This is a genomic window from Paenibacillus oralis (assembly GCF_003863965.1).
Lineage (GTDB): Bacteria > Bacillota > Bacilli > Paenibacillales > Paenibacillaceae > Fontibacillus > Fontibacillus oralis.
Window position 1 is genome coordinate 5,998,093 of the sequence record NZ_RRCN01000001.1, and the last position, 24,392, is coordinate 6,022,484.

Sequence of the window (24,392 nt, forward strand, 5' to 3'; positions counted from 1 at the left end):
CCCCTCTTTTCCGCAGCTTTAAATATGGATCATTAAAACATGATCTTATTCTAAAACGCGGTTCAAGGAGCAGCCACAGTACGCTTTTACTAGTAATGGCACTACCAGGCTGACACCGGGGTGTAAATGCATAGGTGCAGATCGGGATGATCCGTCGTAAATTCTAACGAATTGATATCGTAAACAAGAACTTGATTTTCGTCAGATCTACGGTAAAAAACCCGGGTCACTCTCTTCACTTCCACACGATGCAGCTGCCAAAGGTCCGCAAATTCAGCGGATTCCTTGGAGAGCTCGGCCACGAACTGCGCGAACCACGGGTCATGCGCATATTTGTCATAGGAAGTGCGGAAAATCGCCACCGAATGCGCCGCCATCTCTTCCCAGTTGATCAGGCCTTTTCGCATCTCCGGATCGGTGAACAGCATAGTCATCATATTCCGCTGCCCCTCCGGCCGCGACGAAAAATCCGCTATGCACTCATCGACCGCACGGTTCCAGACCAGCAGTTCGGCCCGGTCATTGCTGATAAAACAAGGAAAAGCCATCGCACCTACAATTTCTTTCCACTGCGGTTTTACTTCCGTCGTAATCTTCGTCACCGCTTCAGGCTCGTTGGCATTCCACAGCTCGAGCAAATGCATATGCTCATCCGGGCTCAGCCTGAGCGCCTTGCCGATGCTTTCGATCACATCCCGGGACACGGCAACTTCCCGCCCCTGCTCCAGCCATGTGTAATAGGTTGCGCTAACGCCCGCCAAAATCGCGACCTCCTCACGCCGCAAGCCCGGCGTCCGGCGCTGGCCGTGCGATCTTGGCAAGCCCGCCTGTTCCGGCTGCAGCCGGGCCCGGCGCGATTTCAAATAATCGCCCAACGTTTTGGCGCGGGTGCTGTTTAAGTCCGTTCTTACGAGATTACCGTTAATCCCGTTTTGGTCGAGCATGGGAACCACCTCTTTCTCTTGACTTGGTTTGTAAACCAAATTGTATCATGGCCTTATGCACTGACAACAGCGTTAAGGAGAAGGAATGCCGCAATGAAAGCGCTATAAAAAATCCCATTTTCAAAAAATTCTCCTATATCCTAAGCTCCCCCCTTACTAAATAATGAAGGAAAGCGCTGCAGAACGCTAATTTTCCCGGGGAAAACAAGTCGTTTATCATAACGGCCTACGTTCTATACGATACATTGGATGACCAAAGTTTGGCTTAAACAGAAAACGGAGCTGGGTGATCAGTTAGGCGGAACCGCTCAAGCGTGTCATCTTTCTAACGGTTGCCATCGCTGCTATTTCGGCAAAATCAAGGGGATTTAAAATGTAACGGGTGTCCTGGAGCTTATTTTGCCTTTTTACGGGGTTTTGCCCCTTTTTTCATCGGAATAAGCACGCTCACAACCGTAGAAATGGAATCCCCGCCTTTTCGGCTAAATAAGCGCGACTACAACCGTTAGCGCAGATGCCGTCCGGAATGATGAAGGCTGATCCTCGATCCACCGCTCAAACAAGCACCGACTTCTAAGTTGAACTCGAAGTATAATCTCACTCCGACACACCCGCGGCGGCAACCGCATACCGAAAAAAACAGCGGCAAGTCCGGGCATTTCCCGGCTTGCCGCTGCTTTTAACTTTTAACTTAGAACGTGCGGTAAAACAACCTGGCGCTTTCCTTCTCCGGAATCGGCAGGCGCTGCGCTACTGGCAGCATCTGCGGAAACGCCTTGTGCGGCTCGCGCTGATACCAGTAAGCGACCGACGCATAGTCGTTCGATTGAGCGTTTCCGTGCCCGTGCTCGATGCTGAAGCGGAGCGACTTGCGGAAGATGATCGGATCGACGATATGAAAGCGGTATTGCGTCATTTTGCCGGAATAATCGTTAAACGAAATCGTGTTGCTCTCTTTCCACGCATCGCCGTTTTCCCGGATCGGCGCGTACAGCGACAAGCCGTGGTACGGAGCATAATACTTTCCGGCGGGATAGCCCCAGGCAGCGCAGAAATAATCCTCCGTTCCCGTCCCGTGCAGGCGGGGCGGCCACGGTTCGCCGTCGATGAAGAACATATCGTCCCCCTCCCCCGGCCAACTAAAGCCCGGCATCGGATTGAGGTGGTCGATGCTTAAGTTGCAGCCCACATAGTGGCCTTCGCCCACCGCATCCAGCAGCACGTAATTGTCGTCTCCGGTCAGATTTTTCAGCTCATATACTTTTTGGTCGGCATAATTGGCCTTGTCCTGCTGATCGTGTTCCGCTTTCAGCGCGGCCAAGTCCACCAAGCCCTGCGTCGGATTCTCCCTGCGCCACGAGGCGTGGAAATAGAAGCTGTCGTCCGGCACCTCTTTTTCCACATAGTCCACGTAAAAGTACAAGATCATCTCGTCCTCGCACTCATTGACGATTTCGATCCGCGCCCTTTTGCGGAACGGCATTTCAAAAAAGCAGTTCATCGCCGCTTTGTCTTCAATCACGCCTTGAGTCGTAATCATATTGAGTGGCGCGGACACATAGTGGCTGGCCACGCCGTGACCGACGCCGAAGAAGTCGCCGACCGGCGAGTCCACGCTCGGTTCCTGCTCATCATCCCAAAACATGCGGATCAATACTTTGCGGAACGCGTATTTGTTTTTCGCCGCGATGGTCATCCAAATATGCTGAATCACGCCCGAACCGGCGATTTCCGCAATCGCCGCCGTTTGCCCGGCCCCAATCACAATGAAGTCCCTGTTGCCGCCCGTTTGATCCCAGCTCGACAGCCGCCGGGATGTCCCTTCTTTGCGCAAGTATAACTGGTTCATACCGCTTCCTCCCACTCATTTAAAGTCAATTCAAGCCTTAATCCCCGTTAACGTAATCCCTTCGATGAAATATCGCTGCCCGATGAAAAATACGATTATCGCCGGCAGCAGCACCACGGTGGCCGCCGCCATCATCAGATGCCACTCCGCCGAATACATGCCTTTAAACTGCTGCAGACCGAGAGCCAGCGTATATTTGGTTTCGTCGTTCAAATAAACAAGCGGACCGAGAAAATCGTTCCACGCCGCCAAAAACGAAAACAAACCGACGACAATCAGCGCGGGTTTGGTGAGCGGCAGGATGATCGACCAGAATATCCGTAAATGGCCGGCACCGTCCACGTAAGCCGCTTCATCCAGATCGCGGGGGATGCTGAGGTAGAACTGGCGCAGCAGAAAAATGTTGAACGCGCCGCCGCCAAACCAAGCCGGAGCGATCAGCGGGATAAAGGAATTGGTTAAACCCACTTTGCTCCAGCCGATAAACGTTGGGATCAAGGTGACCGCGTACGGCAGCATCATGCTGGACAGCAGCAGGCTGAACACCAGATTCCTGCCTTTCCAGGCCATCCGCGCGAAGCTGTAGGCGCTGATCGAGCTGGTTACGATGACGCCCAGCACCGAAAAGACGACGATGATCGCGGTGTTCACGAAATACCGGCCAAAAGGCAGGATCGTCAGCGCCTCGCTGTAATTGGAAAATTGCACGGGATTGGGAATCCACACCGGCGGCAGCTCGAAAATTTGCCCCATATTCATCAGCGAACTGCGGACGAGCCATACCAGCGGCAGCAGGCTAAAGATTCCCCCGGCCGCCAGCACCAGGTAGATCAGTCCTTTTTCAAACCAAGCCTTGGCTCTCATCGCGCGCCATCCCCCTCGTAATAAACCCATTTGTTCGATGTCCTGAACACGACGTAGGTCAAAATCATAATGATGGCGAACAGCACCCAGGCGATTGCGCTGGCGCTCCCCATCCGCGAGAACTGAAACGCTTCCCGGTACAAATAAAACACATAGAACAAGCTGGCGTTATTGGGCCCGCCGTTGGTCATGACATAAGCCTGCGAGAACACTTGAAAGCCGTTGATGATGCCCATGATCAGGTTGAAAAAAATCGTCGGCGTCATCAGCGGAATCGTAATATGGCGCAGCTTATCGAGCCGCGTTCCGCCGTCCATCTCGATCGCTTCGTACAGCGATCTGGGAATATCCTGCAGGCCCGCGAGAAAAATAATCATCGTCCCGCCCGTCGTCCACAGGTTCATTAAAGCCAGAGAAGGCACGACCGTTTTCTCGCCGAAAATCCATTGGCTTCCCGGCAGGCCCAGCGAGCGCAGCAGTTCGTTGGCGAGGCCGAGATCGGGATTAAGCAGCCACAGCCAAATAAACGAGATCGCGATGATCGGCACGATCGACGGCAAATAAAAGATCGTGCGGAAGACCGCTTTGCCTTTCACGTTCTGATTCAGCAGTATCGCCAGCAAAAAGGAGTAGATGATGCCGGTCGGTACGCTAAGGATCACGAAATAAAAAGTAACGGCCAGCGATTTGTAAAAATATTGATCCTCGCCGCTGAACATTCGTTTATAATTGTCGAGACCCGTAAAGGTCGGTGAATTCGATCCGGTGTAGTCGGTAAAGCTCATGTACAGGCTGTAAAGCATCGGGCCCAGCGTGAAGATCAGCAGGCCCAGAATCGCCGGCATGGCAAACAGCCAGCCGTAAAGGTCTTTTCGCTTTGTATGGCGCTTGTTCCGCAACCGATTCCCGCTCCGGGAAGAGATGGTTTCCACAAGCAAATCCCCCTCCGTCGAAACGCCCTGGCGGAGGCCGCCGCCGCTGGCAACGTGCTTTACGGCGACGGCGCTTTCGCACAGCGCTTCGTTATTTCAAGTAGGTGCCCTGTACCAGCGGCTTCACTTTCGTCTCCACTTCTTTCATCGCCGCTTCGGCCGTTTTCTCGCCAAGCCACACTTGATCGAGCGCGGCCGATACCGCGGCGTCGATTTCCACGAAGTTTTTGACGTTGTTTTCCGGCGACGGCTCGGCATGCTCATAGGTGGAGCGCATCACGGCATCCTGGAAACCAGCCGGTCTTCCGGGCAGCTCTTCGTTCGCCCACTCGTCGATCAGCTGCGGATCCTCGTACCATTTATTGAGCTGCGGCATCCACAAACCTTGGTGCAAGTCGAGTACGTTTTGCGGATCGGTGAGGAATTTGGAGAACTCCCACGCCTCCTTAGGGTGCTGCGAACTTTTGAAGATGATCAGCGAGCCGCCAAGGAAAAACGTTTTGTAGTCCTTGATGACCGGCAGCACGCCGACGCCCCAGTTAATGTTGGTTTTGCTCAAATCGAGGTGGTTCCAGCTGCCGTCGATGACCATCGCCACTTTTTTGGACTGCAGCGCGGTCGCCGGAGCGGGAATGCTGCTGGCCTGCACCGGCGATGGCGAGACGTGGTGCACGTTAATTAAATCGGCTATTCTCTGCAGCGCTTCGGTCGCCTCCGGTTTGGACAACCCGAATTCCTTGCCGTCCGCCGTCAGATAATCCCCGCCGTTGGAGAGAACCATTGGCATATAAGACGACCAGCCGAGGCTGAGTTTAACGCCGTATTGCTTGATGTTCTTCGGATCGAAGCCCGGATCGTCCGGATGCTTGCCGTTCCGGTCGAGCGTCAGCTTTTTGGCCGCGTCCACGAACTCGTCCCAGGTCCACGCTTCCTCCGCCTTGGTAGGCGGCAGTTCCACTCCCGCTTCCTTGAACATATCCGCGTTGTACATCAAGGAAGGGACGACGGACGCCTGATACGGTCCGGCGCTTTTATCCTTGTCCCAGTTCCACCAGGCATACTCCAGGTAATCCTCTTTCTTGATGCTCGGATCATCTTTCATTAAATCAAAGAAGTTGTAAATCAGACCCTCCTCGCCCATTTTCAGCTTCCAGGCGGCCGAATAGCTGATATCCGGCGCCTCGTTGCCGGCGACCATGGCGTTGAGCTTCTGCAGAAAATCCGTGCCCGGAATATGGATCGGGTTGATGGTGATGTTCGGATGTTTCTGCTCGAAGGCTTTGATCGCCGATTCCACCGCTTTCTTTTCCTCCGGGCTGCCCCAGAACGTGAACTTCAGCGTTACTTTTTCTCCGTTTTTCCCGCCGTCCGCCTTGTTGTTCTCGCCGCCTTGTTGTCCCTGGTTCGCTGGCGAACCGCTTCCCCCCGTTCCGCAAGCGGTTACAAAAAGCGCCAGAATGGTTAGGAAAACAAACAGCGTTTTTAATTTGCCGGATTTTGCTTGCATGTGCTGATCCCCCCGCTTAAAAATGTAAGCGCTGCAGTCGCTTGTTTTTATTGTAGAATCGCCGCTCCCGAAAACCTATGGGACGTTTTTTCGTTTCCTGGACGATTTTTCGATCAATTCAAGATTCGACGTCGATTCCGCTCCCTGAAACTACTTCGTCATGGGAAGACGCTTTTTGAACATCCTCTTTAAGGCTTTCGATACGGGATAACCAGCTTTACCCGCGTCCCCAGCTCGGGAACGGATTCGATGCCGATGCCGTAACGGCTGCCGTAGAGCAGCTTGACCCGCTTATCGACGTTTTTGATCCCGATGTTGGCGGAGTCTTCGGCCAGCACCTCCTTGAGGCGTTCCGGCATAATCCCGCAGCCGTTGTCCTCCACGCAGAACTCGATATCGTCCCCCTGCCGGCGCCCGTAGATCGTAATCAGTCCGCCGCTCTCCATATCCCCGAACCCGTGGATGATCGCATTTTCCACCAGCGGTTGCAGAAACAGCTTCGGCACGCTGGCTTCCATCAGCTCCGGCGCGATGTCGAAGTCGACCCGGAAACGGTGTTCGTAACGGTTGGACATGATGACGATATAATCCTTTAGCCACCCGATATCTGCGGAAAGCGGCATCGAATCCTTGCGGTTGTCCGTCGTATAATGCAGCATCCGCGACAAGCTGACCAGCATTTTGCTGACCTGCTCTTTCTCTCCGTAAACGGCCATCCAGTTGATGATATTCAACGTATTGTACAGAAAATGGGGGTTAAGCTGGACATTCAGCGCCATGATTTCCGTTTCGCGCTCCCTTAGTTTGACGACATAATTTTCTTCAATCAGCTGCTTCACTTTCTCGTTCATGCTGTTGAATTTCATCAGCACATGCCCCAGCTCGTCTTTCCCTTCCACCTTGATTTTGGCGTTGAAATCGCCGCCCCCAACCCGCTTGATCGCAAGCAGCAGCTTGCTGACCGGTGAAGAAATCCGCATGGAAATCAAATAGGCGAACAACAGTGAAAGCAGCAGCAGCGAAGCGCCCAACGTGATGATAAAAAAGGTGATCGTTTGTCCGATATCCTTCGTCAGCGCGCCGGGAGGAATCAGCACGACCGAGGTCCAGCCCGTGATTCCGGACACCGCGTAACAGGCGATCATCCGTTTCCCGTCCACCGTAACGTAGGAAGCTCCGCTGCCGCGGCTCCGCACTTCGGCCAGCCAGGGTAAAGACGGTTTGCTCCCGATAAACTCAGCATTCGCATGGGAAATGATCGTGCCGTCTGCGCTGGCCACCAAAAATGCCGCGCCATCGATCGGAACGCTATCCCGGAAAATATCGGCATAAACATCGTCCCGGAAATTCATCACGAGAATCGGCTTCTCCGTACCTTCCCCAGCCCGCACGATCGCGTCATTACGAACGCAGGAAGGATTCATCTGCCGGACGGCGGTAAATAAATAGCGGTAATCGATGTCGGCGCCGGCCAAATCCGGCAATTGGTGCATCCGGCTGTACTCATAGGTCGGAATCCAGGCCAGACGCCCCTTTTGCTCCGCCGCCCGCTTGTACAGCTCGGATTCGTAAAAATGATCCGGCGGATACGTATTGCGCGCCTTGCTTCCGTAAACGAAAGCCCGGGTCACAAGCTCCACCGAATACAGATCCCGGGATGGCGAAAAATAACGGTTCAAAATTTGCGTGACCCGTTTATTCGTCTGCAGCAGTTCGCTTTCGGCCGGGGCGGGGCCGTCGAAAATTTGAAACAAGTCGCACTCCACCATCAGGGAGAGGCTGTCGTCCTCGATGATTTTCAGCCGTTCGTCGATGATTTGGTTGTTTTTTTGAACGATTTCCGTTACGTTATCGCGGGCCAGCTTAAGCATGATATTTTTGCTTGCATAAAAGGCTCCCGTCCCCAAGGTGGCCAGAGGCAGCGTAATCAAAACGATGTAGGATAAAATCAGCTTGTTTTTCAGTCTCATGGCGCCACCTACAGCAGGTCTTTCTTGCGGAATTCCTCCGGGGAAAAGCCGGTTTCCCGCTTGAAGATCCGGGTAAAATAACCCGCGTCCCTGAAGCCCACGTTTAGGGCAATCTCGGAAATTTTCCGGCTCCCGTCCTTCAGCATTTCCTTGGCTTTCTCCATTCGGAGCCGCAGCAAATATTCGGTAAACGTCATCGACGTATGCGCTTTAAAGAAGCTGCTGAAATAGGCTGGGCTGAAAAAGAACCGCCTGGCCACCGTTTCGAGCGCGAGATCCTCCATGTAATGCTCCGCCAGATAAGTGCGGCACAGCTCGATAATCCGCTCGTTTTTATGGTTTTTCCGGTCCGCGATCCCGTCGATGATCCGGTTCACATAATCAGCCGCTTTCACCTGGAGTTCATCCAGCGTGGAACAGGAGGGAATCCGAAATTCCATCTCGGACACGATATTGCCCGCCTCCTCCCTTCGCAATACCGCTTCATTGGCCTTAACGAGGTTGACCAGCACATACAAAATGCTGCGCTTGAACTGGGCGGGAGCAGGATAGCCGCTTTCCAGAAGCCGCCGCACCAGCAAGTCCAACGCCTCCCGCGCCTTGTCCCGATTCCCGCCCGCCACCGCGTCCGCAATGCCGAAATCGTCGGGAACCCATGGCAAAGACGGCTTTTGCAGGGTGTAAGCGATTTCACTATGGATGACAAGTTTCCCGTTCCCGCAATAAAACGTAAAGTCCAGCGCATTCAACGCTTGTGCGAAGGAACGGGGCGCTTCGCGGCGCAGATCATTAACCCCGTCGCCTACGCCGATGGATACGGTAAGTTCGAATTCCATGCGAACCTGTTCGATAAATTGAGTTAACCGTTCAATTTCCTTTTTCATCAGCCATTCCAGGGAATGCGAAGGCGCAATGACGGAGACAAGCATAGGCTCGTCTCCCTCCAGGTAAAAGGAAATGGCCGGGCCGATCGGCTCGGTGACCTGGCGCATCCAGCTCTTGAAGCTGGTTTTGACTTCAGCGAATTCCTCGCCTTGATACATCTGTTCGACCTCGGATTTGGAAAACTTGGAGATCCATACAAATCCGACCTGTCCCTGCGGGATCAAACGTTCAATCTCCCGCAGCTCGTCTTCATTCGCCGCCGACCGCACCCAGCGGCTAAGCAGATGCTGTTCGTACACTGGAATGGCCGAACTCAGCTGCTCCTGCAGGCTTACTCCATCTTGATGGCGCATCCGCTCTTGCTCGATGGCGGCGTCCAGCTTGTCCAGCATCTCTGCCATATCACTCAGTTCCAGCGGTTTGAGCAGGTAATCGAACGCGCCGAGCTTAAGGGCCTGTCTGGCATAATCGAAATGGCCGTACACGCTCAGGATGACGATTTTCATCGGTTCGCTCCGCGCTTTTAAATGCCCGATCATCGTCAGACCGTCCATATTGGGCATGCGAATATCCGTAAATATCATATCAATCCGGTTGTCCAGGGCGACGCGCAAGGCCTCCTCCCCATCCTTGGCCATAAAGATTCGGTAGTCCGGCCGCAGCGTCTTGATCATGTCGGCAATCCCGCGGCGATGCCGCGGCTCGTCATCCGCTACCAGCACATGGAACATCATATTCCTCCCCTTCCGTGATCAAGTTAGAACCAACTGATACGGCGAAAATATCGTGAACTCATGCCGACAAACCGGCAGCCTCGATGCCAAGCGCCAACGCCCCGCACAATCCGGCATTGTCGCTAAGGCCCGGCGGTACGATATAGTTGTCCATACCGTCAAGGATCGCCGGTGAAGCGACATATCCGTTTAAGATTTGGGTAACCTCCTTGCGGATGAGCGGGAACAATTGCTTCTGATGCATGACCCCGCCGCCAAGAATCACTTTTTTCGGTGATAGCAGCAGAATAACCCCCGAAAGAGTCTGCGCCAGATAATAAGCTTCCATCTCCCAAGCCTGATGATCGCCCGGCAGTTCGCTTCCTTTCACTCCCCAGCGTTTCTCCAGCGCGGGTCCGCTGGCCATGCCCTCCAGGCAATCGCCATGGTAAGAACACAAACCACCGAAGCTATCCTCCGGGTGCCGCCGGATCAAAACATGTCCCCCTTCCGGATGGACCAGTCCGTGAACCAGTTTGCCTTCCGTGTACACTCCGACGCCGACGCCGGTCCCTACCGTATAGTAAACGCAGCTATCCAATCCTTTAGCCGCTCCCCACTTCACCTCACCAAAAACCGCGGCGTTCACGTCGGTATCGAAACCGATCGGTACCGGGTAATTGTCTTTCATGTACCCGACGATGTCAAAGCCTGACCATCCCGGTTTCGGCGTCGTGGTCACCCGTCCGAAAGTGGGACTGGAACGATCCAGATCAATCGGCCCGAAAGACCCGATTCCGATCGCCTCAACACCTTTGCCGCGAAAATACGAAACCGCTTGCTCCAGCGTTTTTTCCGGCGCCTCCGTCGGAAAACTGATCCGGTCCAGAATTTCCCCCTTTTCATTCCCGACCCCGCAGATGAATTTTGTGCCTCCCGCTTCAATAGCGCCAATTCGCATACTTAAACTCCTCCTCTTAAAACCGTAAGTGCTTTCACATTTATTTTACTATTTTGACAAACGTTTTACTATACCGATTTCAAAATCCTGATTGTAATTTATATAATTACTATTAATTTAGCAAATGTAAACGTTGACAACTTTAAAACTTATGTTATTATGAGTTTGTAAAACGTTTTACCAAATGGAGATGACAAGATGAAAAAAGTATTTTACAAACCGCAAGACGGATGGGTCGGCGATGTGATCCCGTTCTATGACCATGGAGAGTACAAACTCTATTATCTCCATGACCAAAGAGCCGGCGGCGATTATGGGAACCATACAACGTGGAACCTGATCACCACCAAAAACGGCCTGGATTTTGAGGATCACGGCGTGGCTTTGCCAAACGGCGGCGAAACCGAACCCGACCGCAACGCCTATACCGGTTCCGTAATCAAGGACCAAAACGGCATGTATCACCTTTTCTACACCGGGCATAATCCCAACCCCGAATTTTGTGTGAACGGTAAGCCCTTGCAAGTTGTATTAAAGGCCACCGGAACCGACGGAATCCATTGGACCAAGGATGCAAATTTCAAGCTTTATGGAGACGGCCTGATTTATGAGAAATTCGATTGGCGCGATCCGTTCGTGTTTTTCAACGAAGAACGGCAAGAGTACTGGATGCTGGTCACCTCAAGGCTGATGAATTCCTCAGAAAAGAAAGGCGGGTGCATTGCCCTCCTCACTTCCGGCGATCTCGCGCACTGGCAATACCGGGAGCCGTTTTACAGTCCGGACAAGTACATTACTTTGGAATGTCCCGATTATTTTCAAATGGGAGACTGGCATTACCTGGTCTACTCGACGTTCAGCGAAAAGTTCGTAACGCATTACAAAAAAAGCAAAACCATCGAGGGCGTGTACACTTCCCCGATCCCGGACACCTTTGACGGCAGAGGATTTTACGCGGCGAAAACGGCCTCGGACGGCCGGCAAAGATACGCTTTCGGCTGGGTGCCTTCCAAGCGGGGGGCAAACGATTACGGCGATTGGGAATGGGCCGGTACCCTGGTTGTGCATGAGGTTTATCAAAGCGATAACGGCGATTTGCTGGTGAGGATGCCGCAAGCGATCTATGAGCATTTTAATAGCGAGACGGACATCGTTCCTGAAGCGGAGAAAAACTGCCGCCATGCCGAAAGCCAAAGCGGCTTTGAACTGGAATCTCCCGACGGGCTGGCTTACCGCGTTTTTAATGAACTGCCCTCCCAAGTCCTGATCGAAGCCGAGTTTACGGACTGGAAAGAAGCGAAAGACTTCGGCATCGCGCTGCGCACCGACAAAGCGCTGGACACGGGTTATTTCATTAAATTCGATCCGTTCCATAACCGGATCGCCTTCGATATGTGGCCGCGAACCGAACCCGGTTTCTTTCAATGGCAAATTGCCGGCGATAAACCGCAAATGATTGAATTGGAGCGTCCATTCCGCTTCGCGGAGCACAACCGGATCAGCATCAAGCTGATTTTGGAGGACGATATTTTGTGCCTTTACGTCAACGGCATGGTCGCGATGACCACACGGATCTACAACTTCAAAACCGGACATCTCGGTTTTTTCGCGAACGAAGGCGCGGTTAAAGTTCAAAACGTTAGGCTCAAGACCAAAATCAGTGCTTGACAAAATAAATGATGACGGATAAAGGGGGGTGTTGTCTCTCCAAACCACTTTGCACGATCATCCCTTTGGTTCAGGAAGTCAAGTTACCTGGTCAAACGGGATAATCGTGCAAAGCCTCCGGATAGCGAGTCTCGCTCCAGGCCACGGTCTGTTGCCGGCTTGACTGTCAAGCACTGATGATTAGGTTGAACCAAATTAAAAATGGAGGGGTATTAAAATGGCAAGTAGCAGAAACAGGTTAAAGGTCTTCTCTCTTATCGTCATCTCCGCATTGCTTGCAACCGCTCTCGCCGGCTGCGGCGGCTCGGCGGGCAAAAACGCCGGGAGCGCCGCGCAGAATCAGGGGAATTCATCCGAGGCGGCCTCAGGCAAAACGATTACCTGGCTGACGGCCCGGCCGGAGAACGGGGCGATCATTCAAACCGTTCGGGAGCTGGCGGACCGCTATGCGGAAGATCATCCCGGGTTCAAACTGGATATTCAAGTGACGGCGGACAGACCTTCCTATCTGACCAAGCTGAGAACGCTCATCGCGTCCGGTGAAGTACCGGAATTTATCGATACGGACGCCGATCCGTACGCTCAGGAACTGGCGGATGCCGGCATGCTGGTCGACATGAAGCAGTTTTTGGAGGAGCAAGGCTTGTACGATCAGTTCTACGAACCGGCGCTGAAATACCAGGAGCTGCCCGACGGACGTCTGTACCTTCTCCCCTTGGAATACCATCTGGAGATGACTTGGTACAACAAGAAAATTTTCGCGGAAAATAACCTGACCGTGCCAAAAACGATCGACGATATGCTCGCGGCCAGCAAGGCGCTTAAAGACAAAGGCATTACCCCGATCGCCGTGGACGGCGTCGATGTCTGGCCTGTACTGCGCTATGCGGCGATGATTCCGTTCCGCGCCACCGGAAACGAATTTGCCCGGAATCTGAGCCAGGGCAAGGCCAAAATGAGCGACGAAACCGGCATGCAAGCGGCGAATTTCGTCGCCAATATCGGCCAATACTTCCAACAAGGGTTCGCCACAACGGATTACACGACGGCCAAAAACATGTTCCTTAACGGCGAAGCAGCTATGTACCGGATGGGCACTTGGGAAATTCCGTCCTTCGTGGACGAAAATCTGCCGGATAACATGAAAGGGAATGTTGATTATTTCTATCTGCCGACCATGGCAGGCGCCAAAACGCCGGATAACGAGTATTTCGGAAACAGCGGCATCGGCCTGGCCGCCACGGCCAGCAAGTTCGACGGGACCGCCAAGGATTTCCTGAGTTACGTCTTGAAAAATTACAGCGACGTTTACGTGGCTAAACAGCAAATGTCTCCGCTCAAATTTACGATTGAAGACGAGTCCAAGTTCTCCGAACTGTTCCTGCGCATCAAAAAGGATATGGACAACTACGGTTCGGAATTTGCCAAACCTTGGGATACGCTGCTGGACGCCAACACGAACTCCGTCATGAGCGATTTGATCATGAAATTGGCCATGGGAGCCATGACGCCGGAGGAGTTCGCCAAACAAGTCGACGACACCATCGCCCAAAACGCCGGCAACTAGACGCCTGCGTTCAGACAAACTGCCCCCGCCCGGTCCGCCCAAGGTCCGGGTGGGCAACTTTCACCCTAAGTTTGTCAATCTGAATCAATGGAGAGATTCCACATGAATGTACTCAAAGACAAGAAGGCTTGGCTCGTATTTATCACGCCCGCCCTGCTGTTTTATTTGGGAACCGTCTTTGTCCCGATCATTCAGTCGCTGAACTACGGGTTTCAAGATTGGAACGGAATCAAGGACGCCAAATATATTGGGCTGGGCAATTATATCAAGATGTTCCATGACCCTTACTTCTGGAATTCCGTGCAAAACAACCTGGTGTATGTCGTGATCGTCGTACTGATGCAAGTGTTCATCGGGCTGTTTTTCGCGCTATTGCTCTCTTACGTCCAAAAAGGAGCCGGCATTTTCAGAACGTTGTATTATTTACCGGCCGTTGTGGTCACCGTCGCCATCGCCCAGATGTTCCGGAACTTCTATTCCCTGCAGCCGCTGGGCCTGCTCAACATGTTCCTGGGATGGATCGGCCTCGGCCATCTGCAAAACGCCTGGTTATCCGATCCGCACACCGCGCTGATCGCCGTATCCATTCCCGAAGGCTGGCGTTTTACGGGGATGTACATGGTCATCTTTTACGCGGCGCTGATCGCGATTCCGAAAGAAGTCGAGGAGGCCGCCACCATCGATGGCGTGAACGGCTGGCAATTGATCCGTTATATCAAATTGCCGAGCATCAAGCATGTGCTGAGCCTGGCCCTCATCATGTGCACCACCGGGGCGCTGCGGGGTTTCGATATCCCGTATATCATCGGTGTCCCGGGTTCGACAACCGAACTGGTCACAACTTATATGTACAAAAAAGCATTCTCCACCATCCAATACGGTTACGGCAGCGCGATCGCCGTATTTATCGTCATCGAAAGCCTGCTTGCCGTCCTGATCATCCGGGCCATATTTAACTCCAGGAAAGGAGAAGCGTAACCCATGAAATCCAAAAAAACGGCTTTGTCCTTCCTGCTGTATTTTATTGTGATCGCAATCCTGATCGTGCAAATCTATCCGGTGGTCTGGCTGATGTTGTCCAGCTTCAAATCGAGCATCGAATTGACGACAAAGCCGTTTTCGCTGCCGACGGTATGGTCGTTTGCCAACTATGCCGACGTATTTCGGGAAAGTGACCTGCTGCTGTATATCAAAAACACCGCCATCGTCACCTTCAGCTGTCTGGTGCTGATCATCTTCCTCAGCGCAACGGCGGGCTTTGCCCTCGTCAAAATGAATTTCAAGCTAAATTCGAAGCTGCTGTTGTTCTTTACGGTCGGGATCATGATTCCGATTCAGGTCACTTTGATCCCGCTGTTTATTATGTACAAAGATTTCGGGCTGCTGAACTCGTATCTGGCGCTGATCCTGCCGCAAGTCGGCTTTGCCCTGCCGTTGTCGATTTTGATTTTCACCAGTTTTTACAGCTATGTGCCGAATGAATTGATCGAAGCCGCCGTCATCGACGGATGCAACATTTATCAAGTGTTTTATAAAATCATTTCACCGCTGACCATCAACACGACGGTTACGGTCGCCTCGATCAACTTCATTTTCATTTGGAACGATTTTATTTTTTCCAACACCTTTACGAACGACAAGCAATACAAAACGATCGCCGTCGGGCTTCAGGAATTCATCGGGGCGTTTGGCGCGACGGATTGGGGCCAGACGTTTGCGGCCATCAGCATCAGTATCATCCCGATCATCATCACATACTTGTTCCTGAACAAATACGTGATGGCCGGCGTGTCCGACGGAGCGGTTAAAGGATAAGCGGATAAAAAGATAAGGAGAGAGATCAACCATGCAATCGATGAACCAACTTTTTGGCAGAATCAAAGGACAAAGCAGAGCGATCACGGCGGAAAATCCGCGCGGCCTGAAAGGCGAAGGCGGGAAAGCCGCCGGCCCCTTGGGCGTCGCCCGGAAGGGCAAAGCCTTTATCCCGCTGGCTCAGGGCGAAACCGCCACGCTCGTTGATATCGAAGGCCCCGGCATCATCCAGCACATCTGGATGACCGTGACCGACCAGACCGAAGCCGGCTGGTTCGTGTTGCGCGACCTGGTGCTGCGAATGTATTGGGACGGTGAAGAATCGCCATCCGTGGAAGTTCCGCTGGGCGATTTCTTCTGCAATGGCTTCGGGGCCAGAGCGGTCGTCAACTCCATGCCGATTGTAGTCAACCCGGTCGGCGGCATGAACAGTTACTTTGCGATGCCTTTCCAAAAATCCGCCAAAGTAACGGTAACGAATGAGCATCCCCAAGAGATCGAAGCGTTTTTCTACCAATTTGATTATATGCTGGTCGATGAGCTTCCGGAGGATACGGAATATTTTCACGCCCAGTTCCGCCGGGAAAATCCGACCAATCTTAAGCAGGATTATACAATTGTAGATGGAATTAAAGGAAGAGGGAAATATGTTGGCACTTATATGGCCTGGACCTCCCTGTCCCGATACTGGTACGGCGAAGGGGAAGTGAAATTTTATCTCGACGGCGACCGGGATTGGCCGACGATCTGCGGCACGGGGACCGAGGATTACTTCGGCGGCGCCTGGGGTTTCGTGAAGTACGACAACGGCAACCCGGTTGAGGAGCAGACGTACTCCACCCCATTTATGGGTTTCCCGTATTTTGCCGTAAAAGATACGACAAGAGCGCATATTTACGATGGAGCGGCTTGTCCGATGCGCGGCTTCTATCGTTGGCATATACTTGACCCCATTTTGTTTGAAGAGGATTTGCGGGTCACCGTTCAACAGATCGGGCATGACGGCAAAGCGTTGTTCGAAAGAAGCGATGACATAAGTTCCGTATGTTACTGGTACCAGACCGAGCCGCACCAAGCGTTTCCCGCCCTGCCCGGCGTATTGGAAAGACGTCCGCGCTAATCTGGGCGAAATCTTCGTAATTCAAATAGAAGCAGAGGTTTAAAAATGGCAAAAAAAAGGGTTACTTTAGTTCAAGTCGCAAAAGACGCGGGCGTATCGCCCGCGACGGTCTCCCATTTTCTAAACGGCAACTTTCAGAAGATGGGCGCGGAGACCAAGGAAAAAATCAGTCTCTCCATCGAGAAATTAGGTTACCAAGTGAACCCGGTTGCCAAAAGTCTAATTACCGGCAGAATGCATACCATTGGGCTCGTCTTGTCCGACAGCACCTATGACGGAGACGGTTACTTTGAGGACTTATACTTCCTCCATTTTGCCAAAGTCATCAAGCAGCAGTTAAAGGCCTTGGGATATAAAATTATCCTGCTGGACTTTGAAGAAATTTTCATGAATATTCAGATGGTCGACGGAATCATCGTCAAAGCGACCCTTGACACGGAAAAATTCATGCCCAAATTAATGGACCTCAACGTGCCGGTCATTACGGTAGGACGCCACAACTTATCCTACGGAGCGCATGTGCTGCGCGTCAACGACTATCAGAGCGGCCAAACCGGGGTGAACCATTTGTTATCCCGCGGCTATGACAAGCTGGTCATTTTGACTTATCCGCACGGCCATGTTCCCGGATTCGACGATCGGCTCAACGGAGCCAGCGAGACTTTACAGCAAAACGGCAAGCTGCCGACTGTCATAACGGGCGATATGACGGAAACTTTCGGATATGAGACGGTGACGAACTTGGCCAAAAGCAACCAGCTGCCGCAAGCGCTGTTCTGTTTGAACGACATCTCCGCCATCGGGGCGTTAAAGGCTTGCAAGGATTTGGGCCTTTCTATTCCGGATCAGCTTGCCGTTCTGGGCGTCGACGATATGCCGACCGTCTCCGAGCTGCTGAGCCTATCGACGATCCGGCACCCCATCAACGAATTGGCCGAGGCCGCTTCCAAGCTGATGATCGAATCCATTGAATCCGACGGCCAGCGCCTCGAACCTGTGGAAGAAGTGTTCCCGACGGAACTGATGGTTCGGCGCACCAGCTAGTGCCAGAACGTTTTTCGATAAGAAATACGAGAATGAATCGAGCAAAGGACAAATGATCCTCTGCTCGAGTTTTTTTACCGGGTATGCTGCCCGATTCCGGCTCTTCATGCCCTCATACGAGCACTTTAGCCATTCTAAATAACGACAAAGCCGGCTTGTTGATTTCCCCTGTAATTCGATAGCCAATACGCTTATACAATTTAAGGGCAAGTTCGTTTTCCTTCCTTACGGTCAGGGAACATTTAGTGAAGCCTTGCAAAACGGCTTGTTCCTCCGCAAACGCGAGAAGCCGCGAACCTATCCCGAGGCCTCTGCTTTCCGGCAAAGCGGCGATGGTTCCAATATGGAATTCGTCATCTTCCCCTTCTTTCATGGTGATCATTGAATAAAGTGATTTGAAATGCCGAAGATTATAACCAATCAGTCCCAGCTTCCGATGTATAAGCAGTTGTTTAATGGTTGGCCAAGTAAGGCGTTTTAACAGCGGGACCGGATAACAGGTGATTATTCCGAGTGTCTGTCCGCTGGCCGTGGCTTCAAAAGCATATTGATGACTAAAGCGGTTCCCCTGCCCCTTCCACAGCTTGCGAAACGTACCGGCAACGATGCTTTTCTTCTCGGACCCGGCTAGCGGGTAAGCCATATATTCCAATGCCATTTGATTCAGCCTGGCGCCAACCGCGGACCCGGCATCAGCCTTTATGATGGTGATTGCTTCCTTTGAAATGTTGATTGTTCCCATCGCATTTTGAATGAACATGCTCATCCCCCCCGCTTTTTGATGATTTGAATTTAAATGTGATACATAATTATATCATTTGATATAAAAATATATCATAAATAAGCGACAGTCAACTTTCTTCATGAAAAAAAGAGCCTATCCGATTTTTCGAACAGGCTCCGCAAGCTTTATAAGCTGCTTATTACGAAATTTCCAACAAAAATTAGTCCTTCGCCTTAAAACCGTGGTAAAACGTATCCACAACTATCGCGACAGCGGATTTTCTGGCGATATTCCCTTCTACGACCTGCTGCCATGTGAGGAACAGAAGTGAATACAGGACATTGACAATCCAGTTCTTATCTACATCCTGGCGAAAATACCCTTTCTGCTGCAGTAAACCGACCGTACGCAGTACCGGCTCTTGCAGCTTCCAATACTCTTCCTCGATCTCCGGATGATAATTGATGGCGGCGTCATGGGCCAGGAAATAAATTTTGTCCCCGAGCGGAATTAGGGCTTCAATCAGCTCCGGGATATAGCTCTCACAGTTCTCCTCATCCAACCGAATGTCTTTCATCGTCTCGTTGACGACCTTAATCGCGCGAAATCCCAAGTAAATCATCAATTGCTCCCGGCTCTCCACATACCGATGCAACGTTGCGACGCCGATCCCGGCCGATTCGGCAATTTCATGCATGGAAGCGTTTGGCTTCTCGACCAAGAGCTTGGTCGCTTCATCCAAAATGGTGTTCAGCCGCGTTTGCTTGATTGAGGTCAGTTCCTTTTTCATCCGATTACACCTCTTAATGAGCTATGGAATGCCATTTGATGTTGTGATCAATCATATGATAGTATAGCATACAGCCCGGAACCGATATTTATCGGCCCGGGCTCTGCTCTTTACCTTATGATTTTACGTGACGCCGCAATAAATCCGATCAAAAACACGCCGCACATCACCGCCATAAAGCCATACCCGCCAAACACGTCATACCGGACGGACAAGTAGCCGAACCCAAGTCCCGCCAATATCGTAACCAGCTTCTCCCCCAGCGATTGGAACGAATCCATCGTCGCGCGTTTCCCGGAATCGATCCGGTGGTGCAGGTAACCGGAAGCGAGCGGTTCCATGATGCCGGCGAACAGGCAGGTGAGGAGCATCGCCGCGAGCCCGGTGTAGTCCTGATTGACGGCGGCATAGGAAAAGCCGGTCGCTTGAACCGCCAGCACGGTTATGATCAGCGTTTGCGGGCTGAAGCGGGCAATCAGCGCATGAGCCAGCAGACTGCCGGGCAGCTGGAGCAGCATGATCGAGGCGGACAGCGCGCCGAAATAAGCAAGCGGCATCCCTAAGCGGTCCACATACAATTGCCAAAATTCATAAATGTACACCATGGCCGTCCCTGTGACCATCCCGGAGCAAATGACCAGGCTGACGCCCGGATTTTGCCGGAAGAAACGCAGGGAATCCGTGATGTACCTCTTGAATGGGATCGCCTCACCCGCCGATTCGGCCTCAACTGGTACGGGTTGGTCATCGGCCTTCACCGCCGGTTCAACCAGCAGCAAAGTAAGCAACAGCGCGGCCAGCGCGCTTCCGAGCGAAATCCAGTAGTTCAGCTCCAGGCCGAATCTCCCGGCAAGCAGGCTGCCGCACAAGGCGGCCAGCATGGCGGAAACGAAGTCGCAAGCGTTCAGGCGGCCGAGCCGTTTTTCGAATGAAGCCGCCTCGCCTTGCCGCAGCAGGGAATCATACAGCAGAGCGTTCTCCGAACCACTGCTGGCCGAACGGGCGAGCCCCGCCAGAAACACGGCAACCGCGAAATGCCAAAATTCCGTCGCAAACAGCAAAATCAGAAATTCACAGCAGATCAGGATGGCGCTCGCCACGAGCATTTTTTTGCGGCCCCATCTGTCGGACAGCACGCCTGACGGAACCTCCAGCAGAACGACCGTCAAAGCGTAGACGATTTCGGCATAGATTACCATGGGAATGGTCATACCGCGCTGTTCCCAGTACAGCCGTTCGATCACATAAGCCGGAATGAGGGCGGAAAAAAATCGAATCCCATAAAGTACTTTCAGATTTACCGTGTAATTCACCTCGAAGCACCTCTTTCGTATCTAATGGGTACCGGTTCGATCCATTAGATTGGAGGCGCTCGGGCCGGCCAGGCGAATGCGGATTAACAAGGAGGTCTAGCGAATGCCGTCATGCCGTTTCTCTCCTTTTCCCCCGATTTGTTGGTTCTATCTTAAATCAGGGGCAAGCCCTGGTCAACTGCACTCCAAACGACCCGCAAGCGTCAATGACCACGATCTACCTGATATTTGACATATATTCCATAGCCGTTATGCCGTATACGCGTTTAAAATGCTTGTTCAAATGCGATAAATCCACAAACCCGCAGGCGGCGACCGCCGCGTAGATATCCTTGTTTCTTTCGATGATACGCTTGGCGTGCTCCAATTTGCTGTTCAAAAAGAACCGGTACGGGGAGATGCCCGTGTTCGCTTTAAACGCCCGGATAAACTGGAATTTGGTCAGCCCCAGTTCTCCGCATAACTCATCGAGTTTCAGCACATGGTCCAAATTGGCGTAAATCATTTCCTTGGCTCGGGTCATCAAGCTATCCTGTTTACCGAACATGGCGCGCATTTCAATTTCGGAAAAATGATCCGCAAGCGCTGCAAGAAGCTCATAGCACAGCGATTCGTCTTTATGGGCAAAAACCGCCCGGACCAGGTTCAATATGCTTTGCTTCAGCCCGCGATTATAAACGATTGGAGAAGAAAACTTGACGATCTCCTTCAACCCGGCAAGCTCCATAAATAAATTCGGTTGGATGTACACCATGACATAATCAATGCCCGTCCTATCTTGGGACCTCCCATCATGCACCTGTTCCGGATGAAAAAGCATCACTCCGTCCCGATAGGACGACTGAAAGCTTCCATCCAAATTGTACTGTTGGACGCCGCGCAAAGTAACGCCCATCGCATATTCTTCATGGCTGTGCTTCACATATTCGAAATCGGACATACTTGCGGACAGCGCGGTGATCCCCGCCGCTTTCTTATATACGAATGTGTTCATCCCTATTCACCTCGTTCTATCTCCATATCCCCAATATCTCAATGGCTGAAAAAACCAATAAAACGGCTAAAATAATGTTGGCAGCCTTTTGATATTTTTGCAAAAAACGATGAAGCATCCTGCCAAAAAACGCCCACGTGACAAATGCTAAAAAAGCAATCACCGTTATCGCCAGGACAAAGGCAAATATAATTAGCGAAGACTTGTAATAGGGCATAACATAGCTCGGAATCACTGTCATTGTAAATAACCAGGTTTTGGGATTTACGAATTGCATCACAAATCCCGACCTGAACGTAGCCGCTTGTGCAGCCGTATTCCCCGACAGATTCATTTTGTACACTTGATAGGCAAGATAGAGCATATACATGCACCCTATAATCTGCATGACCAGCAAAATCTTCGGCACGATGGTCGCAAGCACCCCGTTTAAAACGGCGGAGGCGGCAAGCAGCATGGAAAAGGCGACAGCCGCCCCCCATATATATTGAAATGACTCTTTAAGTCTAGCATGATGGGCTATCGATAAGATAGCAATATTCGTCGGCCCCGGCGTAAAGGTGGCAATAACGCAGTACATCAGAAAAGAAATGAAGCTCATCAGGTTACCTCCATGCAGTATTTTAATGCATGATACACCCTCCGCTTCATGGCCGTATAGTACGATATTGCAGTGTTGGAAACGCCCCCGCCAATCTATCTCCCCCCGCCCGCAATGTCATTCGCAAACAGGCGTTCGCCAAATTTTCGCCTGGAAGACCATGGAACTATTCAATACGAGCAGAATTTATGATACTGTAAAATATGACATCTTTGTTGCAACATTACTTTTATTTTAAAAATAGTAAAAGGAGGTTTTTTAATTGAGTAAGCGGTTACATCCAGTCTGGCATCTTGTACTTGGTATACTTGTCGTTCTCTCCTTCGTTTGGTCCGCGTGTCTGCCCCTTTCCACCGCGTCGGCCGCAGCCCCCAGGCAAGCGGAAAAACTCAGCCGGGGACTGGTGGCGGTGAAAGTCAGCGGCGGGGTGTTTGTGAGCTGGCGGCTGCTCGGGACCGAGGAGCTGTCGGTTTCGTTTAATCTGTACCGGAACGGAACCAAGGTGAATTCCAGCCCGATTACGAACAGCACGAACTATTTGGACTCAGCGGGCACGACTTCCTCTTCGTATACGGTCAGGGCCATCGTCAACGGAACGGAGCAAGCGGCCTCCCCGGCGGCCAGCGTGTGGGCGAACAATTATTTGGACGTACCGATCCAGATTCCGGCCGGCGGCACGACCCCGGACGGCGTCAGCTACACGTATAGCGCCAATGACGCAAGCGTCGGGGACCTGGATGGGGACGGGGAATACGAAATTGTGCTGAAATGGGACCCGTCCAACTCCAAAGACAACTCGCAAAGCGGATACACGGGCAACGTCTACCTCGATGCATACAAGCTAAACGGCACGCGCCTATGGCGGATCGACCTGGGCAAAAATATCCGCGCCGGCGCTCACTACACGCAGTTTCTCGTATACGATTTCAACGGGGACGGCAAAGCCGAAGTCGTTTGCAAAACTGCGGACGGCACCGTTGACGGAACTGGCGTGACGATCGGCAGCGCCAGTGCGGACTACCGCAACTCGAGCGGATACATTTTGTCGGGACCCGAATATCTGACCGTATTTAACGGACAGACGGGCAAAGCTTTAAGCACCATCGACTATGTTCCGCCAAGAGGCAACGTATCTAGTTGGGGCGACAACTACGGCAACCGCGTCGACCGTTTTCTCGCCGGAGTGGCTTATTTGGACGGCGTTCATCCGAGCATCATTATGGCGCGGGGTTATTACACGCGCACGGTCGTGGTCGCCTATAACTGGAACGGCAGCACCTTAACCCGGAAGTGGACGTTTGACAGCAACAGCTCCACCAACCCGGGAACGGCCGGCCAGGGCAACCACAGCTTAAGCGTGGCCGACGTGGACGGCGACGGCAGAGATGAGATCATTTACGGCGCCTTAACCATCGACGATAACGGAGCCAAGCTGTATAACACGGGATTGGGGCATGGAGACGCGCTGCATGTGGGGGATTTAAATCCGAACCGTTCCGGCCTGGAGGTTTTTAAGGTCATGGAAAATACCAGCGCGCCTTACGGGGCCGCCGTGTGGGACGCCGCGACCGGGCAAGTGCTGTGGGGCGTTCATACCGGCAAGGATACCGGGCGGGGCATGTCCGCCGACATCGATCCGAATTATCCCGGAGAAGAAGTATGGGCCAGCGGCGGAGTTGGCTTGTACTCGATTACCGGCAAGAAAATCAGCAGCTCCACGCCTTCGATTAACTTCGGCATTTGGTGGGACGGCGATCTGTCCCGGGAACTGCTCGACGGCGTCAAGATCGACAAATGGAATTACAACAATAACTCCATGTACAATTTGCTAACCGGATCCAGCGTTGCTTCCAACAATGGCACCAAGGCCACGCCAACCCTGCAGGCCGATCTGCTTGGCGACTGGCGCGAGGAAGTGATCTGGCGCAAATCCGATAACACCGCGCTGCGGATTTATACTACCACGGATATCACCAACTACAAAATTTACACCCTGATGCACGATCCGGTGTACCGGCTCAGCATCGCCTGGCAAAATGTCGCCTACAACCAGCCGCCGCATCCCGGATTTTTCCTCGGCAACGGCATGGGTCCTGTCACGAAACCGAATATATATGTTGTACCGTAAATA

20 protein-coding genes are annotated in these 24,392 nt (G+C 52.4%); 7 read left to right on the top strand and 13 right to left on the bottom strand.

Annotated features, from left to right (window positions below):
* Positions 1-101: 101 nt before the first annotated feature.
* The 8 genes from EHV15_RS26740 to EHV15_RS26775 form a co-directional block, all read right to left on the bottom strand.
* Positions 102-944 carry a helix-turn-helix transcriptional regulator gene (locus EHV15_RS26740; protein ID WP_128633906.1) on the bottom strand — a complete coding sequence of 281 codons (843 nt, stop codon included), beginning with the start codon at positions 942-944 and terminating at the stop codon, positions 102-104.
* A 691-nt stretch (positions 945-1,635) separates the two neighbouring features.
* On the bottom strand, positions 1,636-2,793 hold the full coding sequence (locus EHV15_RS26745) for a glycoside hydrolase family 172 protein (RefSeq protein ID WP_128633907.1): 1,158 nt from the start codon (positions 2,791-2,793) through the stop codon (positions 1,636-1,638).
* A gap of 30 nt (positions 2,794-2,823) precedes the next feature.
* Positions 2,824-3,657 (bottom strand): carbohydrate ABC transporter permease, encoded by an 834-nt coding sequence (locus EHV15_RS26750; protein WP_036623557.1) that lies wholly within the window; start codon positions 3,655-3,657, stop codon positions 2,824-2,826.
* Positions 3,654-4,589 carry a carbohydrate ABC transporter permease gene (locus tag EHV15_RS26755; protein WP_124333493.1) on the bottom strand — a complete coding sequence of 312 codons (936 nt, stop codon included), beginning with the start codon at positions 4,587-4,589 and terminating at the stop codon, positions 3,654-3,656. Before EHV15_RS26755 ends, EHV15_RS26750 begins: the two co-directional genes overlap by 4 nt.
* Positions 4,590-4,680: 91 nt before the next feature.
* Positions 4,681-6,096, bottom strand: coding sequence for an ABC transporter substrate-binding protein (locus tag EHV15_RS26760; RefSeq protein ID WP_124333492.1), 1,416 nt, complete (start codon positions 6,094-6,096; stop codon positions 4,681-4,683).
* A 188-nt stretch (positions 6,097-6,284) separates the two neighbouring features.
* Complete coding sequence (locus EHV15_RS26765) at positions 6,285-8,066, bottom strand: cache domain-containing sensor histidine kinase (RefSeq protein ID WP_128633908.1); 1,782 nt, start codon at positions 8,064-8,066, stop codon at positions 6,285-6,287.
* Between the two features lie 8 nt (positions 8,067-8,074).
* Complete coding sequence (locus tag EHV15_RS26770; protein WP_246061796.1) at positions 8,075-9,685, bottom strand: response regulator transcription factor; 1,611 nt, start codon at positions 9,683-9,685, stop codon at positions 8,075-8,077.
* Positions 9,686-9,743: 58 nt separating this feature from the next.
* Positions 9,744-10,625 carry an ROK family protein gene (locus EHV15_RS26775; protein ID WP_128633909.1) on the bottom strand — a complete coding sequence of 294 codons (882 nt, stop codon included), beginning with the start codon at positions 10,623-10,625 and terminating at the stop codon, positions 9,744-9,746.
* Between the two features lie 198 nt (positions 10,626-10,823).
* Here EHV15_RS26775 and EHV15_RS26780 point away from each other — a divergent pair, with 198 nt between their 5' ends.
* From EHV15_RS26780 to EHV15_RS26805, 6 genes are all read left to right on the top strand, one after another.
* Complete coding sequence (locus EHV15_RS26780; RefSeq protein ID WP_128633910.1) at positions 10,824-12,293, top strand: glycoside hydrolase family 32 protein; 1,470 nt, start codon at positions 10,824-10,826, stop codon at positions 12,291-12,293.
* A 217-nt stretch (positions 12,294-12,510) separates the two neighbouring features.
* Positions 12,511-13,860, top strand: a complete 1,350-nt coding sequence (locus EHV15_RS26785) for an ABC transporter substrate-binding protein (protein WP_128633911.1) — start codon at positions 12,511-12,513, stop codon at positions 13,858-13,860.
* A 102-nt stretch (positions 13,861-13,962) separates the two neighbouring features.
* The gene (locus tag EHV15_RS26790; protein ID WP_128633912.1) at positions 13,963-14,838 is read left to right on the top strand and encodes a carbohydrate ABC transporter permease; all 876 of its coding nucleotides are present in this window, start codon (positions 13,963-13,965) and stop codon (positions 14,836-14,838) included.
* A 3-nt stretch (positions 14,839-14,841) separates the two neighbouring features.
* Positions 14,842-15,675 carry a carbohydrate ABC transporter permease gene (locus EHV15_RS26795; protein WP_036623573.1) on the top strand — a complete coding sequence of 278 codons (834 nt, stop codon included), beginning with the start codon at positions 14,842-14,844 and terminating at the stop codon, positions 15,673-15,675.
* Between the two features lie 31 nt (positions 15,676-15,706).
* Entirely contained in the window at positions 15,707-16,795 is a 1,089-nt protein-coding gene (locus EHV15_RS26800; protein ID WP_128633913.1) for a glycoside hydrolase family 172 protein, read from the top strand.
* 45 nt (positions 16,796-16,840) lie between these two features.
* Positions 16,841-17,839: a LacI family DNA-binding transcriptional regulator gene (locus EHV15_RS26805; protein ID WP_128633914.1), complete on the top strand. Its 999-nt coding sequence runs from the start codon at positions 16,841-16,843 to the stop codon at positions 17,837-17,839.
* 112 nt (positions 17,840-17,951) lie between these two features.
* On the opposite strand, the gene EHV15_RS26810 is transcribed toward EHV15_RS26805, so the two are convergent.
* The 5 genes from EHV15_RS26810 to EHV15_RS26830 form a co-directional block, all read right to left on the bottom strand.
* Positions 17,952-18,599 (bottom strand): GNAT family N-acetyltransferase, encoded by a 648-nt coding sequence (locus EHV15_RS26810; RefSeq protein WP_246061797.1) that lies wholly within the window; start codon positions 18,597-18,599, stop codon positions 17,952-17,954.
* Positions 18,600-18,783: 184 nt separating this feature from the next.
* Positions 18,784-19,353, bottom strand: coding sequence for a TetR/AcrR family transcriptional regulator (locus EHV15_RS26815; RefSeq protein WP_128633915.1), 570 nt, complete (start codon positions 19,351-19,353; stop codon positions 18,784-18,786).
* Between the two features lie 110 nt (positions 19,354-19,463).
* Positions 19,464-20,666, bottom strand: a complete 1,203-nt coding sequence (locus tag EHV15_RS26820; protein WP_128633916.1) for an MFS transporter — start codon at positions 20,664-20,666, stop codon at positions 19,464-19,466.
* Positions 20,667-20,883: 217 nt separating this feature from the next.
* Positions 20,884-21,660, bottom strand: a complete 777-nt coding sequence (locus EHV15_RS26825) for an AraC family transcriptional regulator (RefSeq protein ID WP_128633917.1) — start codon at positions 21,658-21,660, stop codon at positions 20,884-20,886.
* A gap of 16 nt (positions 21,661-21,676) precedes the next feature.
* Complete coding sequence (locus EHV15_RS26830) at positions 21,677-22,261, bottom strand: LysE family translocator (RefSeq protein ID WP_128633918.1); 585 nt, start codon at positions 22,259-22,261, stop codon at positions 21,677-21,679.
* Between the two features lie 304 nt (positions 22,262-22,565).
* Between EHV15_RS26830 and EHV15_RS26835 the strand changes: the two genes are divergently transcribed.
* A complete protein-coding gene (locus EHV15_RS26835) occupies positions 22,566-24,389 on the top strand; it encodes a rhamnogalacturonan lyase (protein ID WP_178076081.1) in 1,824 nt (607 codons plus the stop codon).
* Positions 24,390-24,392: the final 3 nt, after the last annotated feature.

Bases quoted from the DNA above. Each gene is read 5' to 3' on its own strand.
- EHV15_RS26795 (WP_036623573.1), top strand. From the start codon at position 14,842: ATGAAATCCAAAAAAACGGCTTTGTCCTTCCTGCTGTATTTTATTGTG.
- EHV15_RS26810 (WP_246061797.1), bottom strand. From the start codon at position 18,599: ATGTTCATTCAAAATGCGATGGGAACAATCAACATTTCAAAGGAAGCA.
- EHV15_RS26750 (WP_036623557.1), bottom strand. From the start codon at position 3,657: ATGAGAGCCAAGGCTTGGTTTGAAAAAGGACTGATCTACCTGGTGCTG.
- EHV15_RS26785 (WP_128633911.1), top strand. From the start codon at position 12,511: ATGGCAAGTAGCAGAAACAGGTTAAAGGTCTTCTCTCTTATCGTCATC.
- EHV15_RS26775 (WP_128633909.1), bottom strand. From the start codon at position 10,625: ATGCGAATTGGCGCTATTGAAGCGGGAGGCACAAAATTCATCTGCGGG.
- EHV15_RS26830 (WP_128633918.1), bottom strand. From the start codon at position 22,261: ATGAGCTTCATTTCTTTTCTGATGTACTGCGTTATTGCCACCTTTACG.
- EHV15_RS26765 (WP_128633908.1), bottom strand. From the start codon at position 8,066: ATGAGACTGAAAAACAAGCTGATTTTATCCTACATCGTTTTGATTACG.
- EHV15_RS26760 (WP_124333492.1), bottom strand. From the start codon at position 6,096: ATGCAAGCAAAATCCGGCAAATTAAAAACGCTGTTTGTTTTCCTAACC.
- EHV15_RS26780 (WP_128633910.1), top strand. From the start codon at position 10,824: ATGAAAAAAGTATTTTACAAACCGCAAGACGGATGGGTCGGCGATGTG.
- EHV15_RS26815 (WP_128633915.1), bottom strand. From the start codon at position 19,353: ATGAAAAAGGAACTGACCTCAATCAAGCAAACGCGGCTGAACACCATT.
- EHV15_RS26790 (WP_128633912.1), top strand. From the start codon at position 13,963: ATGAATGTACTCAAAGACAAGAAGGCTTGGCTCGTATTTATCACGCCC.
- EHV15_RS26770 (WP_246061796.1), bottom strand. From the start codon at position 9,685: ATGATGTTCCATGTGCTGGTAGCGGATGACGAGCCGCGGCATCGCCGC.
- EHV15_RS26825 (WP_128633917.1), bottom strand. From the start codon at position 21,660: ATGAACACATTCGTATATAAGAAAGCGGCGGGGATCACCGCGCTGTCC.
- EHV15_RS26805 (WP_128633914.1), top strand. From the start codon at position 16,841: ATGGCAAAAAAAAGGGTTACTTTAGTTCAAGTCGCAAAAGACGCGGGC.
- EHV15_RS26745 (WP_128633907.1), bottom strand. From the start codon at position 2,793: ATGAACCAGTTATACTTGCGCAAAGAAGGGACATCCCGGCGGCTGTCG.
- EHV15_RS26740 (WP_128633906.1), bottom strand. From the start codon at position 944: ATGCTCGACCAAAACGGGATTAACGGTAATCTCGTAAGAACGGACTTA.
- EHV15_RS26800 (WP_128633913.1), top strand. From the start codon at position 15,707: ATGCAATCGATGAACCAACTTTTTGGCAGAATCAAAGGACAAAGCAGA.